This window comes from Ancylobacter sp. GW821-FHT10E12 (assembly GCF_058809335.1).
On the sequence record NZ_JBXASN010000003.1, the window covers coordinates 302,102 to 325,643 of the forward strand.

Annotated in this window: 24 protein-coding genes; 16 read left to right on the forward strand and 8 right to left on the reverse strand. The window is 68.8% G+C overall.

Features of this window, described 5'->3' with window-relative positions:
• Positions 1-143 precede the first annotated feature (143 nt).
• The gene (locus AC1RU4_RS05585) at positions 144-779 is read left to right on the forward strand and encodes a peroxiredoxin (RefSeq protein ID WP_492890032.1); all 636 of its coding nucleotides are present in this window, start codon (positions 144-146) and stop codon (positions 777-779) included.
• A 98-nt stretch (positions 780-877) separates the two neighbouring features.
• Here AC1RU4_RS05585 and AC1RU4_RS05590 read toward each other — a convergent pair whose 3' ends face one another.
• From AC1RU4_RS05590 to def, 3 genes are read right to left on the reverse strand one after another with little or no spacing between them, the layout of a single operon-like run.
• Positions 878-1,321 carry a GNAT family N-acetyltransferase gene (locus tag AC1RU4_RS05590; protein WP_492890033.1) on the reverse strand — a complete coding sequence of 148 codons (444 nt, stop codon included), beginning with the start codon at positions 1,319-1,321 and terminating at the stop codon, positions 878-880.
• The gene (gene fmt, locus AC1RU4_RS05595; RefSeq protein ID WP_492890034.1) at positions 1,321-2,250 is read right to left on the reverse strand and encodes a methionyl-tRNA formyltransferase; all 930 of its coding nucleotides are present in this window, start codon (positions 2,248-2,250) and stop codon (positions 1,321-1,323) included. The genes AC1RU4_RS05590 and fmt overlap by 1 nt, the downstream gene beginning before the upstream one ends.
• A gap of 34 nt (positions 2,251-2,284) precedes the next feature.
• A complete protein-coding gene (gene def, locus AC1RU4_RS05600; protein ID WP_492890035.1) occupies positions 2,285-2,833 on the reverse strand; it encodes a peptide deformylase in 549 nt (182 codons plus the stop codon).
• Between the two features lie 100 nt (positions 2,834-2,933).
• Here def and AC1RU4_RS05605 point away from each other — a divergent pair, with 100 nt between their 5' ends.
• The 3 genes from AC1RU4_RS05605 to AC1RU4_RS05615 all read left to right on the forward strand — a co-directional run bounded on the left by AC1RU4_RS05605 (position 2,934) and on the right by AC1RU4_RS05615 (position 5,613).
• Positions 2,934-4,112: a DNA recombination protein RmuC gene (locus AC1RU4_RS05605; protein ID WP_492890036.1), complete on the forward strand. Its 1,179-nt coding sequence runs from the start codon at positions 2,934-2,936 to the stop codon at positions 4,110-4,112.
• A gap of 195 nt (positions 4,113-4,307) precedes the next feature.
• Positions 4,308-5,207, forward strand: a complete 900-nt coding sequence (locus tag AC1RU4_RS05610) for a LysR family transcriptional regulator (RefSeq protein WP_492890037.1) — start codon at positions 4,308-4,310, stop codon at positions 5,205-5,207.
• Between the two features lie 232 nt (positions 5,208-5,439).
• On the forward strand, positions 5,440-5,613 hold the full coding sequence (locus AC1RU4_RS05615; protein WP_492890038.1) for a DUF1328 domain-containing protein: 174 nt from the start codon (positions 5,440-5,442) through the stop codon (positions 5,611-5,613).
• A 218-nt stretch (positions 5,614-5,831) separates the two neighbouring features.
• Here the strand turns inward: AC1RU4_RS05615 and AC1RU4_RS05620 are convergent, their stop codons facing one another.
• Both AC1RU4_RS05620 and AC1RU4_RS05625 read right to left on the reverse strand, forming a co-directional pair.
• A complete protein-coding gene (locus tag AC1RU4_RS05620; RefSeq protein ID WP_492890039.1) occupies positions 5,832-6,386 on the reverse strand; it encodes a sigma-70 family RNA polymerase sigma factor in 555 nt (184 codons plus the stop codon).
• A complete protein-coding gene (locus tag AC1RU4_RS05625; RefSeq protein ID WP_492890040.1) occupies positions 6,383-6,628 on the reverse strand; it encodes a NepR family anti-sigma factor in 246 nt (81 codons plus the stop codon). The genes AC1RU4_RS05620 and AC1RU4_RS05625 overlap by 4 nt, the downstream gene beginning before the upstream one ends.
• 200 nt (positions 6,629-6,828) lie before the next feature.
• Here AC1RU4_RS05625 and AC1RU4_RS05630 point away from each other — a divergent pair, with 200 nt between their 5' ends.
• The 7 genes from AC1RU4_RS05630 to AC1RU4_RS05660 all read left to right on the forward strand — a co-directional run bounded on the left by AC1RU4_RS05630 (position 6,829) and on the right by AC1RU4_RS05660 (position 15,964).
• Positions 6,829-7,632, forward strand: a complete 804-nt coding sequence (locus AC1RU4_RS05630) for a response regulator (protein ID WP_492890041.1) — start codon at positions 6,829-6,831, stop codon at positions 7,630-7,632.
• A 10-nt stretch (positions 7,633-7,642) separates the two neighbouring features.
• On the forward strand, positions 7,643-8,968 hold the full coding sequence (locus tag AC1RU4_RS05635) for an HWE histidine kinase domain-containing protein (protein WP_492890042.1): 1,326 nt from the start codon (positions 7,643-7,645) through the stop codon (positions 8,966-8,968).
• A 180-nt stretch (positions 8,969-9,148) separates the two neighbouring features.
• Positions 9,149-9,589: a hypothetical protein gene (locus AC1RU4_RS05640; protein ID WP_492890043.1), complete on the forward strand. Its 441-nt coding sequence runs from the start codon at positions 9,149-9,151 to the stop codon at positions 9,587-9,589.
• A 152-nt stretch (positions 9,590-9,741) separates the two neighbouring features.
• Entirely contained in the window at positions 9,742-10,290 is a 549-nt protein-coding gene (locus AC1RU4_RS05645) for a PRC-barrel domain-containing protein (RefSeq protein ID WP_492890044.1), read from the forward strand.
• Between the two features lie 211 nt (positions 10,291-10,501).
• On the forward strand, positions 10,502-13,327 hold the full coding sequence (locus tag AC1RU4_RS05650; protein ID WP_492890045.1) for a [protein-PII] uridylyltransferase: 2,826 nt from the start codon (positions 10,502-10,504) through the stop codon (positions 13,325-13,327).
• Positions 13,328-13,340: 13 nt separating this feature from the next.
• Positions 13,341-13,676: a DMT family transporter gene (locus tag AC1RU4_RS05655; RefSeq protein WP_492890046.1), complete on the forward strand. Its 336-nt coding sequence runs from the start codon at positions 13,341-13,343 to the stop codon at positions 13,674-13,676.
• 143 nt (positions 13,677-13,819) lie between these two features.
• Positions 13,820-15,964, forward strand: a complete 2,145-nt coding sequence (locus AC1RU4_RS05660; RefSeq protein WP_492890047.1) for a transglycosylase domain-containing protein — start codon at positions 13,820-13,822, stop codon at positions 15,962-15,964.
• Positions 15,965-16,031: 67 nt separating this feature from the next.
• On the opposite strand, the gene AC1RU4_RS05665 is transcribed toward AC1RU4_RS05660, so the two are convergent.
• Together AC1RU4_RS05665 and AC1RU4_RS05670 are read right to left on the reverse strand one after the other, a co-directional pair.
• Positions 16,032-16,823, reverse strand: a complete 792-nt coding sequence (locus AC1RU4_RS05665; RefSeq protein ID WP_492890128.1) for a M48 family metallopeptidase — start codon at positions 16,821-16,823, stop codon at positions 16,032-16,034.
• A 103-nt stretch (positions 16,824-16,926) separates the two neighbouring features.
• Positions 16,927-17,436, reverse strand: a complete 510-nt coding sequence (locus AC1RU4_RS05670) for a GcrA family cell cycle regulator (RefSeq protein WP_492890048.1) — start codon at positions 17,434-17,436, stop codon at positions 16,927-16,929.
• 364 nt (positions 17,437-17,800) lie between these two features.
• Here AC1RU4_RS05670 and AC1RU4_RS05675 point away from each other — a divergent pair, with 364 nt between their 5' ends.
• The 5 genes from AC1RU4_RS05675 (at position 17,801) to AC1RU4_RS05695 (ending at position 22,258) form a co-directional block, all read left to right on the forward strand.
• Positions 17,801-18,169 (forward strand): GCG_CRPN prefix-to-repeats domain-containing protein, encoded by a 369-nt coding sequence (locus AC1RU4_RS05675; protein WP_492890049.1) that lies wholly within the window; start codon positions 17,801-17,803, stop codon positions 18,167-18,169.
• Positions 18,170-18,193: 24 nt separating this feature from the next.
• Entirely contained in the window at positions 18,194-18,724 is a 531-nt protein-coding gene (locus tag AC1RU4_RS05680; protein WP_492890050.1) for a Spy/CpxP family protein refolding chaperone, read from the forward strand.
• Between the two features lie 204 nt (positions 18,725-18,928).
• Positions 18,929-20,137 carry an aspartate aminotransferase family protein gene (locus AC1RU4_RS05685; RefSeq protein ID WP_492890051.1) on the forward strand — a complete coding sequence of 403 codons (1,209 nt, stop codon included), beginning with the start codon at positions 18,929-18,931 and terminating at the stop codon, positions 20,135-20,137.
• Positions 20,134-21,075 (forward strand): ornithine carbamoyltransferase, encoded by a 942-nt coding sequence (argF, locus tag AC1RU4_RS05690; RefSeq protein WP_492890052.1) that lies wholly within the window; start codon positions 20,134-20,136, stop codon positions 21,073-21,075. Before AC1RU4_RS05685 ends, argF begins: the two co-directional genes overlap by 4 nt.
• 145 nt (positions 21,076-21,220) lie before the next feature.
• A complete protein-coding gene (locus tag AC1RU4_RS05695) occupies positions 21,221-22,258 on the forward strand; it encodes an Hsp33 family molecular chaperone (protein ID WP_492890053.1) in 1,038 nt (345 codons plus the stop codon).
• A gap of 70 nt (positions 22,259-22,328) precedes the next feature.
• Here the strand turns inward: AC1RU4_RS05695 and argE are convergent, their stop codons facing one another.
• The gene (argE, locus tag AC1RU4_RS05700) at positions 22,329-23,492 is read right to left on the reverse strand and encodes an acetylornithine deacetylase (protein WP_492890054.1); all 1,164 of its coding nucleotides are present in this window, start codon (positions 23,490-23,492) and stop codon (positions 22,329-22,331) included.
• Positions 23,493-23,542 lie beyond the last annotated feature (50 nt).

A 23,542-nucleotide genomic window follows, 5' to 3' on the forward strand; every position in this document is an offset into this window, starting at 1 on the left:
TCTAACCCCGGCACCAGGTTTTGGTTCCCTCCGTAAGATACCATATGACCTTGCGGCGGCCTTGCGGCAGCTTCCCACAAGGTCTATTGTGATTTCTCGTTTATCAACATGATAATCATGTTGTTTTGTCTTGGAGCCTTCCCATGTCCATCCGGCTTGGCGACGTCGTACCCGATTTCGAAGCTCAGACCACCGAGGGACCGATCCGGTTCCATGAATGGCTCGGCGATTCCTGGGGCGTGCTGTTCTCGCACCCGAAGAACTTCACCCCGGTCTGCACCACCGAGCTCGGCCAGGTGGCCCGGCTGAAACCGGAATTCGACCGCCGCAACGTCAAGGTAATCGGCCTGTCGGTCGACCCGCTCGACGCCCATGCCAAATGGTCCGACGACATCGCCGAGACGCAGGGCTACGCGCCGAACTTTCCGCTGATCGCCGACGAGGACCGCAAGGTCTCCGACCTGTACGACATGGTGCACCCGAACGCCTCCGACACCATGACGGTGCGCTCGGTATTCGTCGTCGGGCCGGACAAGAAGCTGAAGCTCTCGCTCACCTATCCGGCCAGCGCCGGGCGCAATTTCGACGAGATCCTGCGGGTGATCGATTCGCTGCAGCTCACCGCCACGCATTCCGTCGCCACCCCGGCGAACTGGAAGAATGGCGACGACGTCATCATCGTCCCGTCGGTGAGCGACGAGGCGGCCAAGGAGAAGTTCCCGCAGGGCTGGAAGACTCTGAAGCCGTATCTGCGCGTCGTCGCCCAGCCGGGGAAGTGACCCGCGCGGGCTCATGCCGCCACGCAAGGGCGGGCGCACCGCGAGGCGCGTCCGGGGAACATGTTCCGCGCAGGATGCGGCGCTCCCGCGCCGCGGCCTCACGCGCCGGTGAGCTTGCGGTACTGGATGAAGCCGGTGCGCTCGGCGACGGCATTGTAGAGCCGCTGCGCCGTGGCGTTGGTCTCGTGCGTCAGCCAATAGACCTTCGGGCCGCCCTTCGCCGCCGCCTCGGCATGGACATGCTCGATCAAGGCGCGGCCGAGACCCTTGCCGCGCAGGCGGCCATCGACGAACAGATCGTTGAGATAGCAATAGTCGCCCACGCTCCAGGTGGAGCGGTGGAAGATCCAGTGGGCGAGGCCGACCGCCCGGCCATCCTCGTCGAAGGCCAGCGCAGCATGCATCGGCTCGGCCGGATCGAGCAGGCGCCGCCAGGTGGTCTCGGTCACCGCCGGGGGCAGCTCCGCCTCATAGAAGGTGAGATAGCCCTGCCACAGCGGCAGCCATACGTCATAGTCGTCCGCCTGCACGCCCCGGATCATCACGTCACCTCGTCGCCAGCTGTCAGCGCATTGCCGCGCAGGAATTCCTCGGCCGGCATGGCCCGGCTGCCGGCCTTCTGCACCTCGACGAGGCGCACCGCGCCCTCGCCGCAGGCGATGGTGAGGCGGTCGTCGAGCACGGTGCCGGGCGCGGCGCTGGACGATGCCTCGACCTCGCCGCGCGTCGAGCGCAGCACCTTCACCCGCACCCCGCCCATGTCGAACCAGGCGCCGGGGAAGGGCGACAGCCCGCGAATGTGGTTGTGCACCTCGGCCCCGGAGCGGCTCCAGTCGATGCGGGTCTCGGCCTTGTCGATCTTGGCGGCATAGGTGACGCCCTCCGCCGGCTGCGGCGTGAAGCCGAGCCCGCCGCGCTGCAGCGCCGCCAGCGCCCGGCCCATCAGGTCGGCGCCGATGATCATCAGCCGGTCGTGCAATTCGCCGGCGGTCATGTCGGCGCCGATCGCCACCCGCTCGACCAGGCCGACCGGGCCGGTGTCCAGCCCCGCCTCCATGCGCATCACCGCGACGCCGCTCTCGCGGTCGCCGGCCATGACGGCGCGCTGGATCGGCGCGGCGCCGCGCCAGCGCGGCAGCAGCGAGGCGTGGAGATTGAGGCAGCCGAGGGAAGGCACGGCAAGGATCGCCGGCGGCAGGATGCGCCCATAGGCGACCACCACCGCGACATCCGCCTCATGCGCGGCGAAGGCGGCCGCCGCCTCATCGCCCTTCAGCGACGCGGGATGCAGCACGGGAATGCCGAACTGCCCGGCGGCGCGGTGCACCGGCGAGGGCACGAGGTCGAGCCCGCGCCGCCCGCCCGCCGCCGGGGCGCGGGTATAGGCGGCAACCACCTCGTGGCCGGCGCCGACGATCTCCGCCAGCGTCGGCACCGCGAAGTCCGGCGTTCCCATGAAGACGATGCGCATGCGCTCTCCCGGCCGGTTGCGCCCGGATGCGGCCTCAGGGCCGGCCGCGATCCTTGGCGGCCTTGGTGAACTTCTTCACCACGCGGTCGCGCTTGAGCTTGGAAATATGGTCGATGAACAGCACGCCGTTGAGATGGTCGATCTCGTGCTGCACGCAGGTGGCGAGAATCCCGTCGGCGTCGATTTCCTGCGTCTCGCCGTTGAGGTCCATGAAGCGCACGCGCACCCGCGCCGGCCGCTCGACATCCTCGTAATATTCCGGGATCGACAGGCAGCCTTCCTGATAGACCGACAATTCCTCGGAGACCGAGATGATTTCGGGATTGATCAGGGCGATCGGATCCTTCTCGCCCTCGTCCTCGCCGTCGCTCTCTTCCTTGGCGCGGCGCTTGCCGACATCGATGGTGACGATGCGCTCGGGCACGCCGACCTGGATGGCGGCGAGGCCGATGCCCGGCGCGTCGTACATGGTCTCGAACATGTCGCCGACGATGTCGCGCACGCGGGCATCCACGCGCACGACCGGATCGGAGACGAGGCGCAGGCGGCTATCGGGAATGATGACGAGCGGGCGGACGGACATGCGCGGGAGATAAGCGACCGCCGCGCGACGGTCAACGGGAGGCACGCGGCGATGTTCTCTTTTCGTTCGCGTAATTGGTAAAATCTGCTAGAAGGGCGGCATGGACCAGCTTCTGTTCGTCGTCGGCAGCCATCCCGTCACGCTCGCGGAAATCGTGGCCGGCTGTGCCGCGCTCGCCTTCCTCCTGCTGCTCGCCGTGCTGGTCGCGGTGTCGCGGCAGGCGCGCCTGCGCGCCGACGAGGCGGAAGAGCAGGCCCGGCGCGCCGACGAGCTGGAGGACCGGCTGATCCACCTCGCCCGCACCCAGTCGGAAACCGCCGGCCGCGTGCAGTCCATGACCGAGATCCTCGCCCAGCGGCAGGGCGAGCTCGCCCGCGCGGTGGCCGAGCGGTTGGACGCCACCTCGCACCGCATGGGCGAGAGCCTCGCCCGCGCCAACGAGGCGACGCACGAGAACCTGATGAAGCTCAACGAGCGGCTCGCCCTGGTCGACCAGGCGCGCGCCAGCCTCGGCGAGCTCTCGGGCCAGGTGATGAGCCTGCGCGAGACGCTGTCCAACAAGCAGGCGCGCGGCGCCTTCGGCGAGGGGAGGCTACAGGCCATCATCGCCGACGCCCTGCCGAGGGACGGCTTCGCCTTCCAGCACACGCTGGCGAACGGTCGCCGCGCCGACTGCGCCATCTTCCTGCCCGGCGACCGGCGCCCGCTGCTGGTCGATTCGAAGTTCCCGCTGGAGGCGATCACCGCCTTCCGCGAAGCGCCGAGCGCGGAGGCGCGCAAGCAGGCCGAGACCCGGCTGAAGCAGGATGTCGGCAAGCACATCACCGACATATCCGAGCGCTATCTGGTGCCGGGCGAGACGCAGGACATCGCCCTGATGTTCGTGCCCTCGGAATCGGTCTATGCTGAGTTGCACGAGCATTTCGACGACACCATCCAGCGCGCCTTCCGCGCGCGGGTGGTGCTGGTCTCGCCCTCGCTGCTGATGCTGGCGGTGCAGGTGGTGCAGGCCATCGCCAAGGATGCCCGCATGCGCGAGCAGGCCGATCTCATCCGCGCCGAATGCGGGGCGCTGGTGGCGGACGTGAAGCGGCTGCGCGAGCGCGTCGGCAACCTCGCCAGGCATTTCGGCCAGGCCGGCGAGGATGTCGCCCAGGCGCTGGTCTCCGCCGACAAGATCGCCCGGCGCGGCGGGCGCATCGAGCAGCTCGAATTCGATGCCGGCGCCGGCGAGCCGGCCGAGCCCGCCACCCCCGACTTGCGCGGCGCGGCGGAATAGCGCCGGCCATCATGGCCGCGCGGAGCATGGCGGGAACGACGCGACGTCATCGCGCGACGAGACCGCGCGCCGCCGGATACACCGCCGCCGGCGGGCCGGGCCACCTGCCGATATCGAGTTTTTCAACTGTCTAATTCGCAAGTGCTATCGATTCTGATAGAGAAGCTTTATCGCTCTCTCGTCGGAAGTACCCGTTTGATCGACCGTTTCGAATTGCTGCTCGCCCTCGCCAAGGAACGCCATTTCGGCCGGGCGGCCGAATCCTGCGGCATCACCCAGCCCACCCTCTCGGCCGGGCTGAAGCAGCTGGAGGAAGCGCTCGGCGTGCGCCTGGTCGAGCGCGGCTCGCGCTTCATCGGCTTCACGCCGGAAGGCGAGCGGGCGCTGGAATGGGCGCGGCGCATCATCGCCGATACCCGCGCCATGCGCCAGGAGATCGCCAGCCTGCGCAAGGGGCTGAGCGGCCATCTGCGGATCGCCGCCATCCCCACCGCCATGCCGATGCTCAGCGAATTGACCACCCCGTTCCACCAGAAGCATGCCGATGTCCGCTTCACGCTGATGTCGGCGACCTCGAACGAGGTGCTGCGGCTCATCGAGAATCTGGAGGCCGATGCCGGCGTCACCTATCTCGACAACGATCCGCTCGGCCGGGTGAAGACGGTGCCGCTCTACAAGGAAACCTATCGTTTCCTCACCTCGGTGAACGCCCCGCTCGGCGACCGCCAGCGGGTGAGCTGGGAGGAGATCGGCCGCGTGCCGCTCTGCCTGCTGACCCCCGACATGCAGAACCGCCGCATCGTCGACCGCCAACTGCGCGAGGCCGGCCATGCCGTCATGCCGATGCTGGAGGCCAATTCCACCATCGCGCTGCTGTCGCATGTGCGCACCGGCCACTGGTCGAGCGTGGTCGCCAAGGCGCTGGCCGACGTCTTCGCCTTCCCGAACTCGATCCGCTCCATCCCCATCGACGAACCGGAGATCGTGCACCAGATCGGCCTCGTCGCGCTCGACCGCGAGCCTATGACGCCGATCGTCGCCGCACTGATCGCCGAGGCGAAGGCCGTCGCGCCGGGGCTGACCATGCGGCTCTAGAGCCGGCATTCCTGGTCGACGAGACCCGGACCCGGCTGCCGCGGAGCCCCTTCCCGGCACGCCGAGCGGAGTGTCGCCAGCACGTCCCGAATCTCGCCGAAGCTCATCGCGCCGCGGCACGACACGGGAACTTAGCCGGCCGTGTACCGTTTAATCGGAAAGGCGGCAGGAAAGCCGCCCGCGCGTCAGCCAGGACCGCCTGCCGGCCGTCCGCAAGTTCGGAGTTTCTGTCATGCTGGGATGGGCCCTCACCTTTCTCGTCATCGCCCTCATCGCCGCCGTGCTCGGTTTCGGCGGCATTGCGGGAACCGCGATCGAGATCGCCAAGATCATCTTCTTCGTCGCCATCATCCTGTTCGTCATCTCGGCGGTGATGGGCATGCTGCGCGGCCGGCGGGCGCCCTGACGCGGCATTCGCCGTTCGGGACCGCAAGGCGCGGCCGGATCCGGCGCGACGCGAAGACGCCTCCGCAACCATGCGGAGGCGTTTTTCGTGAAGAAGCGACGCGATCACGGTCGGTGAACGAGATGTGATCGGGCGAGACATGACAAAGCCCGCCACGCAGCGCGGCATTCCCCGCCCGGCGACATCATCTCAGGTGCAGCAACAGCGTTGAAAAAGCACTAGAGCCGTTCGTTGACGGCAAGGGCCACGCCCACCGGCCGTTCGGGAGCCAGATCCTCGGGCGAATCGATGGCGAGCAGCTCGCCGAGGCGGTTGCGGGCACGATTGACCCGGCTCTTGATGGTGCCCACCGCGCATTGGCAGATTTCGGCGGCTTCCTCGTAGGAGAAGCCCGACGCACCGACCAGCACCAGCGCCTCGCGCTGGTCCGGCGGCAGCCGGTCGAGCGCCATGCGGAAATCCTCGAAGTCGAGATGGCTGTTCTGGTCGGGATTGGTGGTCAGCGTGGCGGCGAAGGCGCCGTCCGGGTCCGGCACCTCGCGGCGGCGCTTGCGGTATTCCGAGCGGAACAGGTTGCGCAGGATGGTGAACAGCCAGGCCGACAGGTTCGTGCCCGGATTGAAGCTGTGAATGTTGGCAAAGGCGCGCAGCAGCGTTTCCTGCACCAGGTCGTCCGCCTTGTCGACGCTTCCGCTCAGCGAGATCGCGAAGGCTCGCAGGTTGGGAATCGCGCCGATGATCTCGTCACGCAGCCCGGGGTCGAATGTGCTCACGAACCGCTCCCTCCCCCCGGCTTGCCGCCGGTGCGGCCCGGCGGTTGGTCGAGCTGCGACAACAGGTCGAGAAAGCGGTTCGGAATCCCCTGTCGAACCACGTCGTCATACATGGCGCGCAGATGCTGACCGATCTTGGCCTGGATGTCGCCATCCAGCGTCGTTCCCAGCGCGCCAAGCGGGCTTGCAGGCAATACGTCGCCCCTCACGCCCCGCCCCTCGTTTTCGTCTTCCGTCGTCATCTTGTCTTTTCCCGACATCGAGCCTCGCAAACCGCTTGGATAGGAGCCTCCGTCGCATCATGCTGCTGATAACGGGCGATGAGCGAACGGGTTCCAGCCTTGATGAAAAATTGGAACCGAATATTTCGCGTACCCGGGAACCTTGCGCCGGCTACTGCGTTGACCACCGCTTTGCCTAACGCATATTCGGGGAGACGCGTGTGAGCACTTCACAAACTGTCGCGCAGCATCTGCCGTTCCTGCGCCGTTACGCCCGCGCGCTCAGCGGAAGCCAGACCGCCGGCGACGCCTATGTGACGGCCCTTCTCGAAACCCTCATCGCCGAACCGTCGATTCTCGACAATCCCGCCGGCCCACGCATCGCGCTCTATCAGCTCCTCACGCGGCTCTGGAACTCGGTGACGCTGAACGGGCGGGCCGAGCCCGGACCGCCGCCGATGCGGGGCGAGCAGCGGCTCGGCCACATCACTCCTCCGGTCCGGCAGGCGTTCCTGCTGGTCTCGCTCGAAGGCTTCACCGAAGAGGAAGCCTCCGCGGTTCTCGACATCGACGTCGCCACCCTGCGCAATCTCGTCGAGGAAGCCGGCCGCGAGCTGGCGGCGGAAATCGCCACCGAGGTCCTCATCATCGAAGACGAGCCCTTCATCGCGCTCGACCTCGAGGGTCTCGTCGAAAGCCTCGGCCATCGCGTCACCGGCATCGCCCGCACCCATTCGGAAGCGGTCAGCCTTGCCCGGCGCAAGCCGCCGGGGCTCATCCTCGCCGATATCCAGCTCGCGGACGGCAGCTCCGGCCTCGAGGCAGTGAACGAGCTGATCGAGAGCGTCGAGGTTCCGGTGATCTTCATCACCGCCTATCCCGAGCGCTTCCTCACCGGCATCCGCCCGGAACCGGCCTTCCTCATCGCCAAGCCGTTCCAGCCATCCATGGTCGCCGCCGTCATCAGCCAAGCCCTGTTCTTCGAACGCAAGGCGCGTCCACGCGAGCAGCGTGCCACCGCCTGAGCCTTGAGGCATGCCGCTCATCGAGCTCAATCTCATTGACGACACGGCGCGCGTCGTCAGCGTCGTGTCGTCCTTTGCCATCACGCTCGGCCTGGTGCGCCTGCTGTATTTGCGCCGCGACCTGTCGCTGCGCATGCGCACGCTGATCTTCCTGCTCGCCTCGTTGCTCATCACCATCGGCATGCTGTCGCTGGCCGCGGCGATGGATACCGGCACCGTGGTGCCGTGGGTGCAGTCGACCATCCGCATCGGCCTCGCCGCGCTCAATTTCATCGGGGCGGTGGCATTGTGGACCAATCTCGGCGCCCTCGTCGACATGCCCTCGCCGGTACATGTGGCGAGCGAGCAGCGGCGGCTGGCACTGGAGCTGGCCACCGCGCTGCAGCGCTACGAAATGGCGCTGCGCGGCTCGAACGTGTCGATTTTCACCCAGGACAGGAACCTTTGCTACACCTCGATCAGCAAGCCGCTGTTCGGCTTTCCGGTCGAGCAGGTGCTTGGCGCCAGCGATGCCGACCTACTGGGCGAGATGCGCGCCAATGCCCTCGTCATCCTCAAGCGGGAGGCGCTCTCCAGCAATGAGCCGCGCAAGGGCGAGGTGGAAGTCGAGGAGGCCGGCGCCCAGGTCTGGTACGATGTGCATGTCGAGCCGCTGCGCGATCTCGCCGGCACCACGGTGGGCCTCACCGGCGCCGCCGTCGACATCACCGAGCGCAAGGAGGGCGAACGCCATCTGCGATTGCTGATGCGCGAGCTGACCCATCGCTCCAAGAACCTGCTCGCCGTCATCCAGGCGATGGCGCGGCAGACCGCCCGCCATTCGACCACCATCGACCATTTCGTCGAGCAGTTCAGCGCCCGGCTGCAGGCGCTCTCGCGCTCGCATGACCTGCTGGTCCAGGAGAGCTGGCACGGCGCCTCGCTCAACGACATGGTGCGCTCGCAGCTCGGCCATCATCTCGACCAGGACACCAGCCGCATCGCCATTACCGGGCCGGACCTGTTCCTCAAGCCCGAGGCGGCGCAAAATATCGGCCTCGCCCTGCACGAGCTGTCGACCAACGCCGCCAAATACGGCGCCCTCTCGGTGCCCAACGGCAAAGTGTCCATCCAGTGGGCGCGGCGGCAACCGGAAGCCGGCGGCGGCTTCGAGCTCAGCTGGACCGAAAGCGGCGGCCCGCCGGTCACCCCTCCGGCGGCGCGCGGCTTCGGCTCGCTGGTCATCGAGCGCAACCTCGCGCGCGGCCTCGACGGCGAGGTCGACCTCGCCTTCAAGCCGGATGGGCTGGTCTGCCACGTCTCGGTACCCGAGCACCATCTCTCCATGCCCCGCTGAGCCGCGCTGCCGGCACGGAACTTCGCGATTAGCCGCGCGTTAACCACGTATGACGACGCGGCGGCGTTGCTCGTCGTCGGTGATTTTTCGCAACAGCTCGTGGGACTTCCCGACGAGGGTGCAACGTTTGCGCGCCCGCGCGGCGACGCCGTCACGCGCCTTGGTCGCAGGGGTCGAGACATGTTCGGCATTGCCAAGGCCAGCCTCGCTGGATCCGCCTATCTCTTTGGCGCCGCCACCGGGATCGCGGTGGCGCTTCCGCTCGCCGCGGTCGCCTTCACGCCCGAGCACCGGGTGCCGGCACCGATATACCGCACGGTCGACGCCCCGGCGCTCCCGCAATCATCCATGGTGAACCGTGCCGCCAAAGGCCCTCGCCTCGACATTGTCGTGCCCGCGGCGAGGCCGGTTCCCGCCACCGGCGCGGCTCGCAAGCCGATGCTGGCCCGCGATGTCGAACCGGCGGCGGCACCGGGCCGGAAGCTCGAGGGGCGCACCCCGCCGGCCGCGGCGCCCGCCGGCCTGCCGCGCGGCTGCCTGTCGGCGCTGGGCGGCATCCAGCCGAAGATCCACACCGAAAATCTTACCGTCTGCGTCGCCGACATCTCCACGTTAGATTGACGCCGGAACGGAAGACCAGCGCAAGCGCGGAGTAGTATTACACCGGCGCACAGGACTGAATATTCGGAACCAAAGAATATAAGCGTCGTTATCTCATCAGACGGTCGCCAGACCGCTTAGATGTTACCCTCATTCTTGACGGGAGTACGATGATGACGAACAAGATTGCTACTTTCACCGCTCTTGCCGCCCTGTCGCTCGCCCCCGCTGTGGCACTGGCGCAGAGCCCCACCCCCGGCGCCGTCCAGCCGGAAGCCGGCAACGAGCAGACGATGCCGAACCCGGCCTCGCCGACCGCGCCGGCTGCCAAGATGCCCAACTCCACCATACCGGATGCCAGCGCGGCGACCACCACCGTGCCGGCCACCCCGACCTTCATCAGCGCCCAGACCGGCACCCAGTGGCTCGGCTCGGACCTGGTCGGTACCGACGTGGTGACCTCGACCGACGAGAAGCTGGGTTCGATCAGCGACATTCTCGTGGAGCGTGACGGCTCGGTCATCGGCGCGGTGATCGATGTCGGCGGCTTCCTCGGCATCGGCGCCAAGCCGGTCGCGGTGTCCTTCAAGTCGCTGACCGCCACCCCGACGCAGAACGGCGAGAAGATCGTCGTGGCCCTGACCAAGGAGGAGCTGAACTCCGCGCCGGAGTTCAAGACCCTGGAACAGAACGCCAGCGCCGCGGCCCCCAAGACCCAGTGAGGCAAAACCCGATGGGTCCGGTCGGACCCATCCGGGCAGCCGACCAGCGGCCCGAAAGCCCGATATAGCCAGGAGCCTACCTGACATGCCCGGCCCCGCGCCGGGCATGTTTGCGTTATACCGCACGGCATTGCGGCGGATCGGCCTTGCCGACGATGACGGCGGCGGCGGGATCGGATAAAGCGGGAGACCCTTCACGCCGGATCGCGCCATGATCGAACCCCGCCGCCGCCGAGCCGACCCGCCCTTCCGGGAGCTGTTCGACATCGAGGCCATGCGCGTCGAGATGCATGCGCTCGCCGACGGGATGTTCGGCGGGCAGAAGGCGGGCAGCGAGATCGAGCTGCGCAGCGCCATGGCGAAGCGGCTGAAGCTTGCCTACGCGCAGGGCCACAAGACCGCCGAGGCGTGGCTGATGGTCGATGGCTCCGGCCGGCGCTGCGCCGAGCGGCTGTCCCGGCTGCAGGACGAGATCATCCAGCTCGTCCATGAGCTGGTGGTCAAGTATCTCTACCCCTCCGACAATCCCTCCACCGCCGAGCGCATGGCGATCATCGCGGTCGGCGGCTACGGGCGCGGCCTCATGGCCCCCGGCTCGGACACCGACATCCTGTTCCTGCTGCCCTACAAGCAGACCGCCTGGGGCGAGAGCGTCGCCGAATCGATCCTCTACGTGCTGTGGGACATGGGCCTCAAGGTCGGCCACGCCACCCGCTCGGTCGACGAGTGCATCCGCCAGGCGCGCGGCGACATGACCATCCGCACCTCGGTGCTGGAGGCGCGGCTGCTGCTCGGCGAGCGCGCCCTGTTCGACGAGCTCATCCGCCGCTTCGACGCCGAGGTGGTGGAGGGCACGGCGGCGGAATTCGTCGCCGCCAAGCTGGCCGAACGCGAGGACCGCCACAAGCGGGCCGGCGCGTCGCGCTATCTGGTCGAGCCCAATGTGAAGGACGGCAAGGGCGGCCTGCGCGACCTGCACACGCTGTTCTGGATCGCGAAATATGTCTACCGGGTGCACGAGACCCGCGACCTCGTCGCCAAGGGTGTGTTCACGCCGGAGGAGGCGGCGCTGTTCCGCCGCTGCGAGGGCTTCCTGTGGTCGGTGCGCTGCCACCTGCATTTCCTCGCCGGCAAGGCGGAGGAGCGGCTCTCCTTCGACCTGCAGCGCGAGATGGCGGAGCGGCTCGGCTATGTCGCGCATCCGGGCCTCAAGGACGTCGAGCGCTTCATGAAGCACTATTTCCTGGTCGCCAAGGATGTCGGCGACCTCACCGCCATCGTCTCGGCGGCGCTGGAGGAGCGGCACGACAAGCCGGTGCCGCGGCTCAACCGCATGATCGCCCGGCTTCGGCGCACGCCCAACCGCAAGCTGAAGGAAAGCGCCGACTTCATCGTCGACCATGACCGCATCAACGTCGCCGATGTCGGCGCCTTCGCGCGCGATCCGGTCAACCTGATCCGGGTGTTCCACATTGCCGGCAAGCACGGCCTCGCCTTCCACCCGGACGCGATGCGCCTCGCCACCCGCTCGCTCAAGCTGATCGACCAGAAGGTGCGCGACAACCCGGAAGCCAACCGGCTGTTCCTCGACATCCTGTGCGCGCGCGACACCGCCGAGATCGTGCTGCGGCGGATGAACGAGACCGGGGTGCTCGGCCGCTTCGTGCCGGAATTCGGCAAGATCGTCGCGATGATGCAGTTCAACATGTACCATTCGTACACGGTGGACGAGCACCTGATCCGCTCCATCGGGGTGCTGGCCGAGATCGAGCGCGGCGACCGGCCGGATTACGGCATCGCCAACGAGCTGATCCATCAGATCAAGAACCGCCAGCTGCTCTATGTCGCGGTGTTCCTGCACGACATCGCCAAGGGCCGGCCGGAGGACCATTCGATCGCCGGCGCCCGCGTCGCCCGCAAGCTCGCTCCCCGCTTCGGCCTGTCGGCGGCGGACACCGAGACCGTCGCCTGGCTGATCGAGCAGCATCTCACCATGTCGAGCATCGCCCAGTCGCGCGACCTGTCGGACCGCAAGACCATCGAGAATTTCGGCGCCGTGGTGCAGAGCCTGGAGCGGATGAAGCTGTTGCTCATCCTCACCACCGCCGATATCCGCGCGGTCGGGCCGGGCGTGTGGAACAACTGGAAATCGCAGCTGCTGCGCACCCTCTATTACGAGACCGAGCCGGTGGTCACCGGCGGCTTCTCGGAATCGAACCGCAACCAGCGGGTGGCGCGGGCGCAGGCCGAGTTCCGCAACGCCATGGTCGGCTGGGAACCCGCGGCGCTGGAAGGCTATGTCGACCGGCTCTATCCCAGCTACTGGCTGCGTGCCGATCTCGAGCACAAGGTCGCCCATGCCAATTTCATCCTGGCGGCGGAGGCCGAGGGCCGGGCGCTCGCCACCGCGAGCCGCACCGACCCGACGCGCGGCATCACCGAACTCACCGTCTTCGCCCCCGACCATCCCAAGCTGCTGGCGGTGATCGCCGGCGCCTGCGCAGCCGCCGGCGCCAATATCGTCGACGCCCAGATCAGCACCACGACCGACGGGCGGGCGCTCGACACCATCTCGCTCACCCGCGCCTTCGAGCAGGATTCCGACGAGATCCGCCGCGCCGAGCGCATCGCCTCCTCGATCGAGAAATCGCTGTCCGGGGAGATCCGGCTGCCGGAAGTGGTGGCGAAGAAGATCCCCAAGCGCCCGCGCGCCTTCACCGTCGAGCCGGAGGTCACGCTCAACAACAGCTGGTCGAACCGCCACACCGTGGTGGAAATCGCCGGGCTGGACCGGCCCGGCCTGCTCTACGGGCTCACCCAGACCCTGTCGCGGCTCAACCTCAACATCGCCTCCGCCCATGTCGCCACCTTCGGCGAGCGGGTGGTCGACGTGTTCTACGTCACCGACCTGATGGGGGCGAAGATCATCGGCGCCGCCCGGCACTCGGCCATCCGCCGCGCCCTGCTGCAGGTGCTCGACGCCGATGACGAGGCCACGGCCGGCGCGGCTGCCGCCGACGCCTCGCCCGCCGCCTGATTCCGGGCGCCCGATGCTCGCGACCTATGCCTATCTGCTGATCGCCATCGTCGCCGAGGTGACCGCCACCTCGGCGCTGAAGGCGACCGAGGGCTTCACCCGGCCGGTGCCGACGCTCGTCACCCTCGTGGGCTACGGCCTCGCCTTCTTCTTCCTGTCCCTGGTGCTGCGGGTGCTGCCCACCGGCATCGCCTATGCCATCTGGACCGGCGCGGGCATCGTGCTGGTCTCGGCGGTGGGCTGGCTGTGGCTGAAGCAGCCGCTCGACCTGCCGGCGATGATCGGCCTCGGCCTCATCCTCGCCGGCGTCCTCACGGTGAGCCTGCTCTCGAACTCCATCGCGCATTGAGCCGCGCGGAAGAGCAGCCGAAACCGCGTCGGCATCAAACCGTTGAAAAAGCTCGCGCGACACATTGGCGCCCTTAACCCTGCGTTTAACCGCCACGGTTTAGAGTTCGTTTACCGGCGGCTCTTGGGGGAAGTTCCGCGTTCATGTTCGGACGTCATGGCGAAAGGGAAAGGCGCGAGCCGGTGCTGAGCGCATCGTCGGCTTACGGCGACCTGCGCCTGTCGGCCGAGGACCGGCCGACCACTATGGCGCGCAATTCCGGCGGCGGATCGCGCAAGCAGGCCTCGCGCGGCGACCGGCACGACTCGCGCGGCGAGCGGGCATCGTCCGGGCGCGGGCGCGGGCCGAAGCGGCGCGGCTTCTTCAGCCGGATATTCTACTGGAGCTTCGTGCTCGGCATCTGGTGCGTGCTCGGCGTCGTCGGGCTCGTCGCCTATGAGGCCGGCCAGCTGCCGCCGATCCAGAACCTCACCATTCCCGAGCGCCCGCCCACCATCATCATCCAGGGCTATGACGGGCGGACCATCGCTGCCCGCGGCGAGATGCGCGGCTCGGCCGTGCCGCTGCGCGCGCTGCCGCCCTATCTGCCGCAGGCTTTCGTCGCCATCGAGGACCGGCGCTTCTACGCGCATTTCGGCCTCGATCCGCTCGGCCTCGGCCGCGCCATCTTCGTCAACCTCTCCTCGGGCCGGCTGCGCGAGGGCGGCTCGACGCTCACCCAGCAACTCGCCAAGAACCTGTTCCTCACCCAGGAGCGCACGCTCTCGCGCAAGGTGCAGGAACTGATCCTGTCGCTGTGGCTGGAGACGAAATACTCGAAGAACGAGATCCTCGAACTCTATGTGAACCGCGTCTATTTCGGCGCCGGCGCTTATGGCATCGAGGCGGCGGCGCAGCGTTATTTCAACAAGCCGGCCCAGCAGCTCACCCTCGCCGAGTCGGCGATGCTGGCCGGCCTCGTCAAGTCGCCCTCGGCCCTGGCCCCCACCCGCAACCTGGAGGCCGCCCAGCAGCGCGCGGCGGTGGTGCTCGACGCCATGGTCGATGCCCGCTTCATCTCGCCGGACATGGAGCAGGCGGCGCTGGCCAAGCCGGCGACGGTGGCGAAGAACACCTCGTCCGACATGGCCGGCTATGTCGCCGACTGGGTGGCGGACCAGCTCAGGACCCTCCTGCCCTCCATCGAGCATGACGTGATCGTGCAGACGACGCTCGACCCGGCGCTGCAGGCGCTCGCCGACAAGGCGCTGAAGGACGCGCTGGCGAAGAACGGCAAGAAGCTCGGCGTCGATCAGGGCGCCCTCGTGGTGATGGACACCGATGGCGGCGTGCGCGCGATGGTCGGCGGGCGCTCCTACGAGGAGAGCCAGTACAACCGCGCCGTCACCGCCCGCCGCCAGCCGGGCTCGGCCTTCAAGCCCTTCGTCTATCTCACCGCGCTGGAGCGCGGCCTGACGCCGGAAAGCGTCCGCGACGACGCGCCGGTGCAGATCAAGGGCTGGAAGCCGGAGAATTTCAGCCACGAATATCGCGGCCCGGTCGACCTCAAGACCGCCATCTCGCTGTCGCTCAACACCGTGGCGGTGCGGCTCGCCATCGAGGTCGGGCCGGCCGAGGTGGTCAAGACCGCCCAGCGCATGGGTATCGCCTCCAAGCTGGAGCCCAACGCCTCCATCGCGCTCGGCACCTCGGAAGTGTCGCTGCTGGAACTCGCCGGCGCCTATGCGCCCTTCGCCAATGGCGGTGTCGGCGTCACCCCGCATGTCATCCAGCAGGTGCGCGAGGCGGGCGGCAACGGATCCGGCGGCAAGGTGCTGTTCGCCTATGCCGCCCCGACGCGCGGCCTGGTGATGGCGCCGCCGCATGTGGCGATGATGAACCGCATGCTGCAGCAGACCTTGCTCACCGGCACCGCGCGGCGCGCCGACCTGCCCGGCTGGCCGGCCGCCGGCAAGACCGGCACCAGCCAGGATTACCGCGACGCCTGGTTCGTCGGCTATACCGGCCGCTACATCGCCGGCGTCTGGCTCGGCAACGACGATTCCTCGCCGACCAGGAAGGCCTCCGGCTCCGGCGTCCCGGTCGAGGTGTGGAGCCAGGTGATGAAGGCCGCGCACAAGGACGTGCCGGTGGTGGCGCTGCCCGGCGCCGGGCTGGAAATGCCGGCCGTGCAGCCGCCCGGCGACGTGCCGGAGGAACCGGTCGTCACCGGCGGCCCGCCGCCGCCGAGCAAGCGCGCCCCGGCGACGCTCGACAGCTGGCTGATGGACAAGCTGTTCGGCGGCTAGCGGCAAGAGAACGCGCGAAAACAAGGACCTAGGGCGCTTCCGGTGAGCCGGATCTCGCCGCATGGCCCTAGCCGGCCCCGAAGCGGTGCAGTTCCGCCCCGCGCCGCTTGAGCCAGGCCTCGGCCTCCTCCCGGCCCGGAAAAAGCCGATCCACCGTCGCCCAGAAGCGCGGGCCGTGGTTCATCTCGCGGCGATGCGCCACCTCATGGGCGGCGAGATAGTCCAGCACCTTCGGCGGCGCGAGGATCAGCCGCCAGGAATAGGACAGCGCCCCGCTCGCCGAGCACGAGCCCCAGCGGCTCGCAGTGTCGCGCAGGGTGATGCGGCCGATGCTCACGCCGAGCGCCGCCGCATGGCGCCGGCTCGCCTCGGTCAGGTCGCGCCGCGCCTCGCGCTTGAGGAAATCCTCGACCCGGCGCCCCACATGCGCCGCCTCGCCGGCGACGCAGAGGCGCGCCGGACCCTCCGCACCCGCTTCCACCCAGACCGTCCCGCGCGCGCCGGGCCGATGCTCGATGCGGTGCGGGGTGCCGCGCAGCGGGATCACCGCGTCGGGCGCGAAGGCGACGATGGCGGGAAGCTGGGCCAGGCGCACGGCGATCCAGCCGGCATAGCGCTCGGCGAAGGCGACCGCCTCCTTCAGCGTACCGCGGGCCGGCATGGTCAGCACGACGTCGCGCGTCGCCGCGCGCACCCGCAGCGTGTAGCGGCGGGCGCGGGCGTCGCGGCGCAGCGTGACCAGCACCTCGCGGCCGTCGATGCGCAAGGGCAATGCAGCGGGCTCGCGCGACCGCGCGACCGGCGCTTGCGGCGCCGGGGCACGACGGGGTCGGGTGGTCGGTGGCCTTGAGAAGAACATGCGCGGCCCGGAGAATCGTCCTCCAAATATGGCGCCGATCCTCACCGGCGCCAGCGGCGCATTGATGGCGGCGGCCGTCATGCCGCCGCCGAAGGACCCGCCGTCAGCGCATGACGCGGCGGTCGCGGCGGCGGTCCTGCACCGGCTGATAGGCAATGCGCGAATGATAGGCGCAATAGGGCAAGCCGGTCTTGGTGCGGCTGCCGCAATAATAGAAATCGCCCTTGCCCGGCTCGCCCACCGGCCAGCGGCAGGTGAACTCGGTCAGGTCGAGAATGGAACAGCGATCGGCCATCGGGATGACGTTGGCGACCGGATCCGGCATTTCCTCCGGCTCCGGCTCGATCACCGGACGCAGCACCTGGGCGAGCGCATTGTTGCCGGACACCATCGGGCGCGACGGCGCGCTGATCACCACCGCCGGGCGCGGCTTGCGGGGCCGCGGCGCCGGAGCAGGCGCCGCCTTGGCGCGGCCGGACAGGCCGAGGCGATGCACCTTGCCGATCACCGCGTTGCGCGTCACTCCGCCCAGTTCGGCGGCGATCTGGCTGGCGGACAATCCCTCGGACCAGAGTTTCTTGAGAAGCTCGACGCGCTCGTCCGTCCAGTTCATCGCTGTGCCTCCTTGAGCTCATCGATCGTGCGGAGAATCCCACGGCGCTCCCGCCGAAGACGATCGGCCGGATAACACGCCGCAAACGCCACTTAGGAATTGCCGCCGCACGAGATGTCGTATCTGACGGATCGCAGGCTACAATATGCGCAGACTCAGGCCCAGTCCGTTCAGGGCCGAAACGATTGTTTTCCCCAGTTGAGAGTCCGCGGCGCAACACTCCCGAATCGGATACCGCCGCGTCCGCGCCCACCACCCTGGAGCGGTTCTGATGTTTGCCTCCGGTGCCGATGTGACATTGCACCGCCGGCCGCCGAGGGCAAACATGGCGTCGACCTTGTCCGCAAGTTCCATGGGAAAGCCGATGAAACCATTCCTCGGCGGCGCCGCCGCCATCCTCTCGCTCGTCACCGCCCTGCCCGGCCCCGCCCTTGCCATGCCGCTGTCTGGCGCGCCCCTGTCGGCCGCTGTCTCGGCCCGCGCGACGCTCGCGCCGGCGCCGCTTGTGACGCCGGTCGCGCAGGGCTGCGGCCCCGGCTTCTGGCGCGGGCCGTGGGGCGGCTGCCGCGATACACCCTATAGCGGTCCGCTGCCCGGCGGCGGCTATGCCGTACCTCCCGGCGCCCCGGTCTATTACGGCAATGGCTGCCCGCCCGGCTGGTGGCGCGGACCCTGGGGCCATTGCCGCGACACGCCCTTCCATGGCCGCCTGCCCGACGGCAGCTGGCAGTGAACCCGGCCTGAGCGGAGACCCATCATGACACGCATCCTCACCAGCCTTGCCACCCTTCGCCTTGCCACCCTTCCTCTGGCCGCCCTCGCCGTCACCGCCCTGCTGGCCGCCCCGGCCGCGGCGCAGACCGCCCCGCCCGCCGACGCGCCGCCGCCGGTGGTCGACCTCTACACGCCGGAAGACGCGCAGGCGGTGCTCGACGCCCGGCTGGTCGCGCTGAAGACGGTGATCGGCCTCACGCCCGAGCAGGCCAGGCTCTGGGAGCCGGTGGAAGCCGCCATCCGCCAGGCGGCGAAGAGCGCCGCCGCCCGTGCCGCCGATCGCGTCAAGGCCGAGCCGGCGACCGACTTCCTCATCGTGCTGGAGCGCATCGCCGATGCCGAAGCCGCGCGGGCGCAGGACCTCAAGACGGTCATCGCCGCCGCCCGGCCGCTGGTCGCCGCGCTGACCCCGGAGCAGAAGCGCCGGGTGCCCGGCTTCCTCGGCATGACCGACCGCGCCGGCAAGCCCCAGCCCACCCTGGAGCTCTGGATCTTCGAGGACGAGCAGGAATAGGTGCCGCGGCAACCGGCGATCGGGCAACCGGCGATCAGGCAACTGGCGATGGGTCTCGGCATATTTTCGGCGGCAACGCCGTGAATATTGACCCTGCGACCTTATCCTATAAAATTGGACGCATCGGGTGCCGCCCCCGCAAGGGCGGCACGTTTCGTTTTGGGACAGGCTCTACGCCGCTACATGCAAGAAAAGGAGGGGCAGGTGATCGACCCCATCCTGCCGACCTATAATCGTGTCGACCTGGTTTTCGAACGCGGCGAGGGCGCCTGGCTCTTCACCGCGGACGGGCAGCGATATCTCGACTTCACCGCCGGCATCGCGGTGAACGTCCTCGGCCACGCGCATCCGCACCTCGTCGCGGCGCTGACCGAGCAGGCCGGCAAATTGTGGCACCTGTCCAACATCTTCCGTATCGAGGGCGGCGAGCGCCTCGCCCGCCGGCTGATCGAGGCGACCTTCGCCGACACCATGTTCTTCACCAATTCGGGTGCGGAAGCGCTGGAATGCGCCATCAAGATGGCGCGCAAGTACCAGTCGGTGAGCGGCCACCCGGAGCGCTACCGCATCATCACCTTCGAAGGCGCCTTCCACGGGCGCACGCTCGCCACCATCGCGGCGGGCGGCAATGCGAAATATCTGGAGGGCTTCGGCCCGGCCCTGCCGGGCTTCGACCAGGTGCTCTTCGCCGATATCGAGGCGGTGAAGGCCGCCATCGGGCCGGAGACCGGCGCCATCCTCATCGAGCCGGTGCAGGGCGAGGGCGGCGTGCGCTCGGCCTCCTGGGCGACCCTGCGCGCGCTCAGGGCCCTGTGCGACGAGCACGGCCTGCTGCTCGTCCTCGACGAGGTGCAGTGCGGCGTCGGCCGCACGGGCAAGTTCTTCGCCCATGAATGGGCCGGCATCACGCCGGACATCATGGCGGTGGCCAAGGGCATCGGCGGCGGCTTCCCGGTCGGCGCCTGCCTCGCCACAGAAGAGGCCGCCAAGGGCATGACCACCGGCACCCACGGCTCCACCTATGGCGGCAACCCGCTCGCCATGAGCGTCGCCAATGCCGTGCTCGACGTGGTGCTGGCCGACGGCTTTCTCGAACAGGTGCTGGCCACCTCCGCCCGGCTGCGCCAGCGGCTCGCCGAATTGAAGGACCGCCATCCCGCCGTCATCGCCGAGGTGCGCGGCGAGGGCCTGCTGATCGGCCTGCGCACGCTGGTGCCGAACGGCGAGCTCATCGCTGCCATGCGGACCGAGCACATGCTCGGGGTGGCGGCGGCGGAGAACGTCGTGCGCCTGCTGCCGCCGCTCAATATCGGCGAGGAGGAGATCGACGCCGCCTTCACCCGGCTCGACGCCGCCTGCACGCGGATCGAGGCGGGGCTGAAGGCCGACGCGATGAAGGGGGCGGCGGCATGAGCGGCTCCGATGTGAAGAACGGCGTGAAGCATTTCCTCGACCTCGACGCCCTGCCGGCCGGCGAGCTGCGCGAGCTCATGCGCTTCTCGCACGACCTGAAGAAGCGCCGGCTGACGGTGGCGCAGGAGAAGCCCTTTGCCGGCAAGGTGCTGGCCATGGTGTTCGACCAGCCCTCGACCCGCACCCGCATCTCCTTCGACGTCGCCATGCGCCAGCTCGGCGGCGAGACGATCATGCTGACCGGCGCCGAGATGCAGCTCGGGCGCGGCGAGACCATCGCCGACACCGCCAAGGTGCTGTCGCGCTATGTCGACGCGATCATGATCCGCATCCTCGATCACGGCGCGCTGGAGGAACTGGCCGCCCACGCCACCGTTCCGGTGATCAACGGGCTGACGCGCGAGTCGCATCCCTGCCAGATCATGGCGGATGTGATGACCTTCGAGGAGCACAAGGGGTCGATCCAGGGCCGCACCGTCGCCTGGACCGGCGACGCCAACAATGTGCTGGCCTCCTGGGTGCACGCGGCCGAGCGCTTCGACTTCGCGCTCAACGTCGCCACCCCGCCGGAGCTGGCCCCGCGCCCCGCGCTGCTCGACTGGGTGCGCGCGAGCGGCGCCAGGGTGCGCTTCGGCACCCGTGCGGAAGAGGCGGTCGAAGGCGCTGACTGCGTCGTCACCGACACATGGGTTTCCATGGGGGATGTGGAGGCGGAACGGCGCCACAACCTGCTGAAGCCCTACCAGGTCAACGGCGCGCTGATGAGGCGCGCGGCGGCGGACGCCATCTTCATGCATTGCCTGCCGGCCCATCGCGGCGAGGAAGTCACCGACGAGGTGATGGACGGCCCGCAATCGGTGGTGTTCGACGAAGCGGAAAACCGGCTGCACGCGCAGAAGGGCATTCTCGCCTGGTGCCTCGACGGCGCCGCCCTCTGAGCGGCGACCGGGCGCGCCGGATAAAACCGCCGCCACGGCGGCGCTCGCATGGGGCGGCACCCGATGGTCGCCGCCCCGTACCGCCGGGCCTTGTGCCCCTCCCGCCTGACGAAACCCGTACCTATATGGGCGGGCTGGAGACGACATGACATCATCCATTCCCACTCCCGACTTTTCCGCGACCGTGCGTTCCCCCCTCGTCGAGGCGGTGGACGACCAGGTCATTCCCTTCCATGTCGACGGGCTCGACGTGCGCGGGCGCATCGTGCGCCTCGGCTCGGCGCTCGATGCCGTCATGGCGCATCATGACTATCCGCCGGCGGTGAAGCGCCTGCTCGGCGAGGCGGTGGCGCTCACCGTGCTGCTGGGGTCGACGCTCAAGATCAGCGGCCGCTTCATCCTGCAGACCCGCACCGACGGGCCGGTCGACCTTCTGGTGGTCGACTTCACCGCGCCGCGCGACGTGCGCGCCTATGCCCGGTTCGACCGCGAGCGTCTGGCGGCGATGCAGAAGCTGGCGCCTGGCCATCGGCTCGACAGCGGCGCGCTGCTGGGCAGCGGCCATCTCGCCATGACCATCGACCAGGGCCTCAGCGTCAACCGCTACCAGGGCATCGTGGCGCTGGAAGGCGGCGGCCTGGAAGAAGCCGCGCACCAATATTTCGCCCAGTCCGAGCAGATCCCCACCCGCGTGCGCCTCGCCGTCGCGGAGGAGGTCCGTCCGGGCGGCGCGGCCTCCTCCTGGCGGGGCGGCGGGCTGATGGTGCAGTTCCTCCCGACCGAGGGCGGGCGCATCCGGCCGGTGGACCTGCATCCCGGCGACGCGCCGGAAGGCACGGAACTGCCGGAGGTGGAGCACGACGATGCCTGGGTCGAGGCGCAGTCGCTGGTCGGCACGCTGGAGGATGTCGAGCTGGTCGATCGCGACCTGTCGGCCGAGCGGCTGCTGTTCCGGCTGTTCAACGAGCGCGGGGTGCGGGTGTTCGAGGCTGAGTCCGTGGTCGCCAAATGCTCCTGCTCGCGCGAGCGGGTCACCACCGTGCTGGCGAGCTTCACCCGCGAGGAGCGCGAGAGCCTCGTCGAGGACGGCAAGGTGGTGGTGACCTGCGAATTCTGCGGCCGCTCCTACGACTTCAAGGCCGAGGACGTGGTCGGGCCGGAAGAACCGCCGGCCTCCAGCTAGGACAACGCCATCCCGGACGGCCGCCGGCCGCTCCGGGAAGGCGGCCCGAAGCGCCGGGAACGCGCCGCCTTCAGGCCGCGCATTCCGCGATCAGCCCGTCGAGGAAGCGCTCGCAGGCGCGCAGTTGCGCCACCTCGATGAACTCGTCCGGCTTGTGCGCCTGGTCGATCGAGCCCGGCCCGCAGATCACGGTCGGAATGCCCTGCGCCTGGAAATGCCCGCCCTCGGTGCCGTAGGAGACGGTATGGGTGCGGTTCTGCCCGGCAAGCCGCATGGCGAGGCGCTCGGCCTCCGAGCCCGGCTGCGGGGAGAGCGGCGGCACGCGATAGGTGAAGTCGGTGAAGATCTCCGCCTCGGGCGCGTCGGCGGCGAGCTTCGGCAGCACGACCTCCTGCGCGAAGCGGTCGAAGCGGGCGACGAACCCCGCCTCGTCGAAATCCGGCAGCCCACGCAGGTTCCAGCGCACCACGCAGCGGCGCGGCACGATGTTGCCGGCGGTGCCGCCTTCGATGCCCACCACCTGCACGGTCGAGTTCGGCGGATCGAAGCGCCCGCTGGCATCGCCGGCAGCGATCAGCTCGACCCGCATCCGGTCGAGCTCGGCGACCAGCTCGGCGGCGGCGAAGATGGCGTTGGCGCCGAGCTGCGGCATCGAGGAATGCGCCTCCCGCCCGATCACCGTCGTCACATAGCCGGTGCCGGATTTATGCGCGTCGACGACCCGCATCGAGGTCGGCTCGCCGACGATGCACGCGCGCGGCAGCGGCAGGTCGACGCCCAGCTTGCGCACCGCCGGCACCACGCCGGTGCAGCCGACCTCCTCGTCATAGGAGACCAGCAGGTGGATCGGGGTGTTGAGCCGGGCCGCGGCCATGTCCGGCACCTTCGCCAGGCAGGTGGCGACGAAGCCCTTCATGTCGCAGGCGCCGCGCCCATAGAGGCGGTCGTCCTTCGGCGTCAGGGTGAAGGGGTCGGTGGTCCAGGGCTGGCCGTCCACCGGCACCACGTCGGAATGGCCGGACAGGCACACCCCGCCGACGCCCGCCGGGCCGATGGTGGCGAACAGGCTGGCCTTCTGGCCGTCCTCGCTCGGCACCAGCACCGAGGCGACGCCGAAGGCTTCCAGATAGTCGCGCACGAAGCCGATCAGGGTGAGGTTCGAGTTGCGGCTCGTGGTGTCGAAGCCCACCAGATAGGCCAGCAGTTCCTCGGTGGTGGTACGGCCGGCCAGCATGAACACTCCCTCGTCGACCCGTCGAGCATAGACGGCGTCACCCCGTCCAG

Excerpts from the sequence above, each read along its gene's own strand:
- AC1RU4_RS05680 (WP_492890050.1), top strand. The coding sequence starts at position 18,194 with ATGACACGCATCCTCACCAGCCTTGCCACCCTTCGCCTTGCCACCCTT.
- AC1RU4_RS05605 (WP_492890036.1), top strand. The coding sequence starts at position 2,934 with ATGGACCAGCTTCTGTTCGTCGTCGGCAGCCATCCCGTCACGCTCGCG.
- AC1RU4_RS05625 (WP_492890040.1), bottom strand. The coding sequence starts at position 6,628 with ATGACGACGGAAGACGAAAACGAGGGGCGGGGCGTGAGGGGCGACGTA.
- AC1RU4_RS05650 (WP_492890045.1), top strand. The coding sequence starts at position 10,502 with ATGATCGAACCCCGCCGCCGCCGAGCCGACCCGCCCTTCCGGGAGCTG.
- AC1RU4_RS05655 (WP_492890046.1), top strand. The coding sequence starts at position 13,341 with ATGCTCGCGACCTATGCCTATCTGCTGATCGCCATCGTCGCCGAGGTG.
- AC1RU4_RS05635 (WP_492890042.1), top strand. The coding sequence starts at position 7,643 with ATGCCGCTCATCGAGCTCAATCTCATTGACGACACGGCGCGCGTCGTC.
- AC1RU4_RS05590 (WP_492890033.1), bottom strand. The coding sequence starts at position 1,321 with ATGATCCGGGGCGTGCAGGCGGACGACTATGACGTATGGCTGCCGCTG.
- fmt (WP_492890034.1), bottom strand. The coding sequence starts at position 2,250 with ATGCGCATCGTCTTCATGGGAACGCCGGACTTCGCGGTGCCGACGCTG.
- AC1RU4_RS05695 (WP_492890053.1), top strand. The coding sequence starts at position 21,221 with ATGACATCATCCATTCCCACTCCCGACTTTTCCGCGACCGTGCGTTCC.
- AC1RU4_RS05675 (WP_492890049.1), top strand. The coding sequence starts at position 17,801 with ATGAAACCATTCCTCGGCGGCGCCGCCGCCATCCTCTCGCTCGTCACC.
- AC1RU4_RS05645 (WP_492890044.1), top strand. The coding sequence starts at position 9,742 with ATGACGAACAAGATTGCTACTTTCACCGCTCTTGCCGCCCTGTCGCTC.
- AC1RU4_RS05640 (WP_492890043.1), top strand. The coding sequence starts at position 9,149 with ATGTTCGGCATTGCCAAGGCCAGCCTCGCTGGATCCGCCTATCTCTTT.
- AC1RU4_RS05670 (WP_492890048.1), bottom strand. The coding sequence starts at position 17,436 with ATGAACTGGACGGACGAGCGCGTCGAGCTTCTCAAGAAACTCTGGTCC.
- argE (WP_492890054.1), bottom strand. The coding sequence starts at position 23,492 with ATGCTGGCCGGCCGTACCACCACCGAGGAACTGCTGGCCTATCTGGTG.
- AC1RU4_RS05665 (WP_492890128.1), bottom strand. The coding sequence starts at position 16,823 with ATGTTCTTCTCAAGGCCACCGACCACCCGACCCCGTCGTGCCCCGGCG.
- AC1RU4_RS05585 (WP_492890032.1), top strand. The coding sequence starts at position 144 with ATGTCCATCCGGCTTGGCGACGTCGTACCCGATTTCGAAGCTCAGACC.
- AC1RU4_RS05660 (WP_492890047.1), top strand. The coding sequence starts at position 13,820 with ATGTTCGGACGTCATGGCGAAAGGGAAAGGCGCGAGCCGGTGCTGAGC.
- argF (WP_492890052.1), top strand. The coding sequence starts at position 20,134 with ATGAGCGGCTCCGATGTGAAGAACGGCGTGAAGCATTTCCTCGACCTC.
- AC1RU4_RS05615 (WP_492890038.1), top strand. The coding sequence starts at position 5,440 with ATGCTGGGATGGGCCCTCACCTTTCTCGTCATCGCCCTCATCGCCGCC.
- def (WP_492890035.1), bottom strand. The coding sequence starts at position 2,833 with ATGTCCGTCCGCCCGCTCGTCATCATTCCCGATAGCCGCCTGCGCCTC.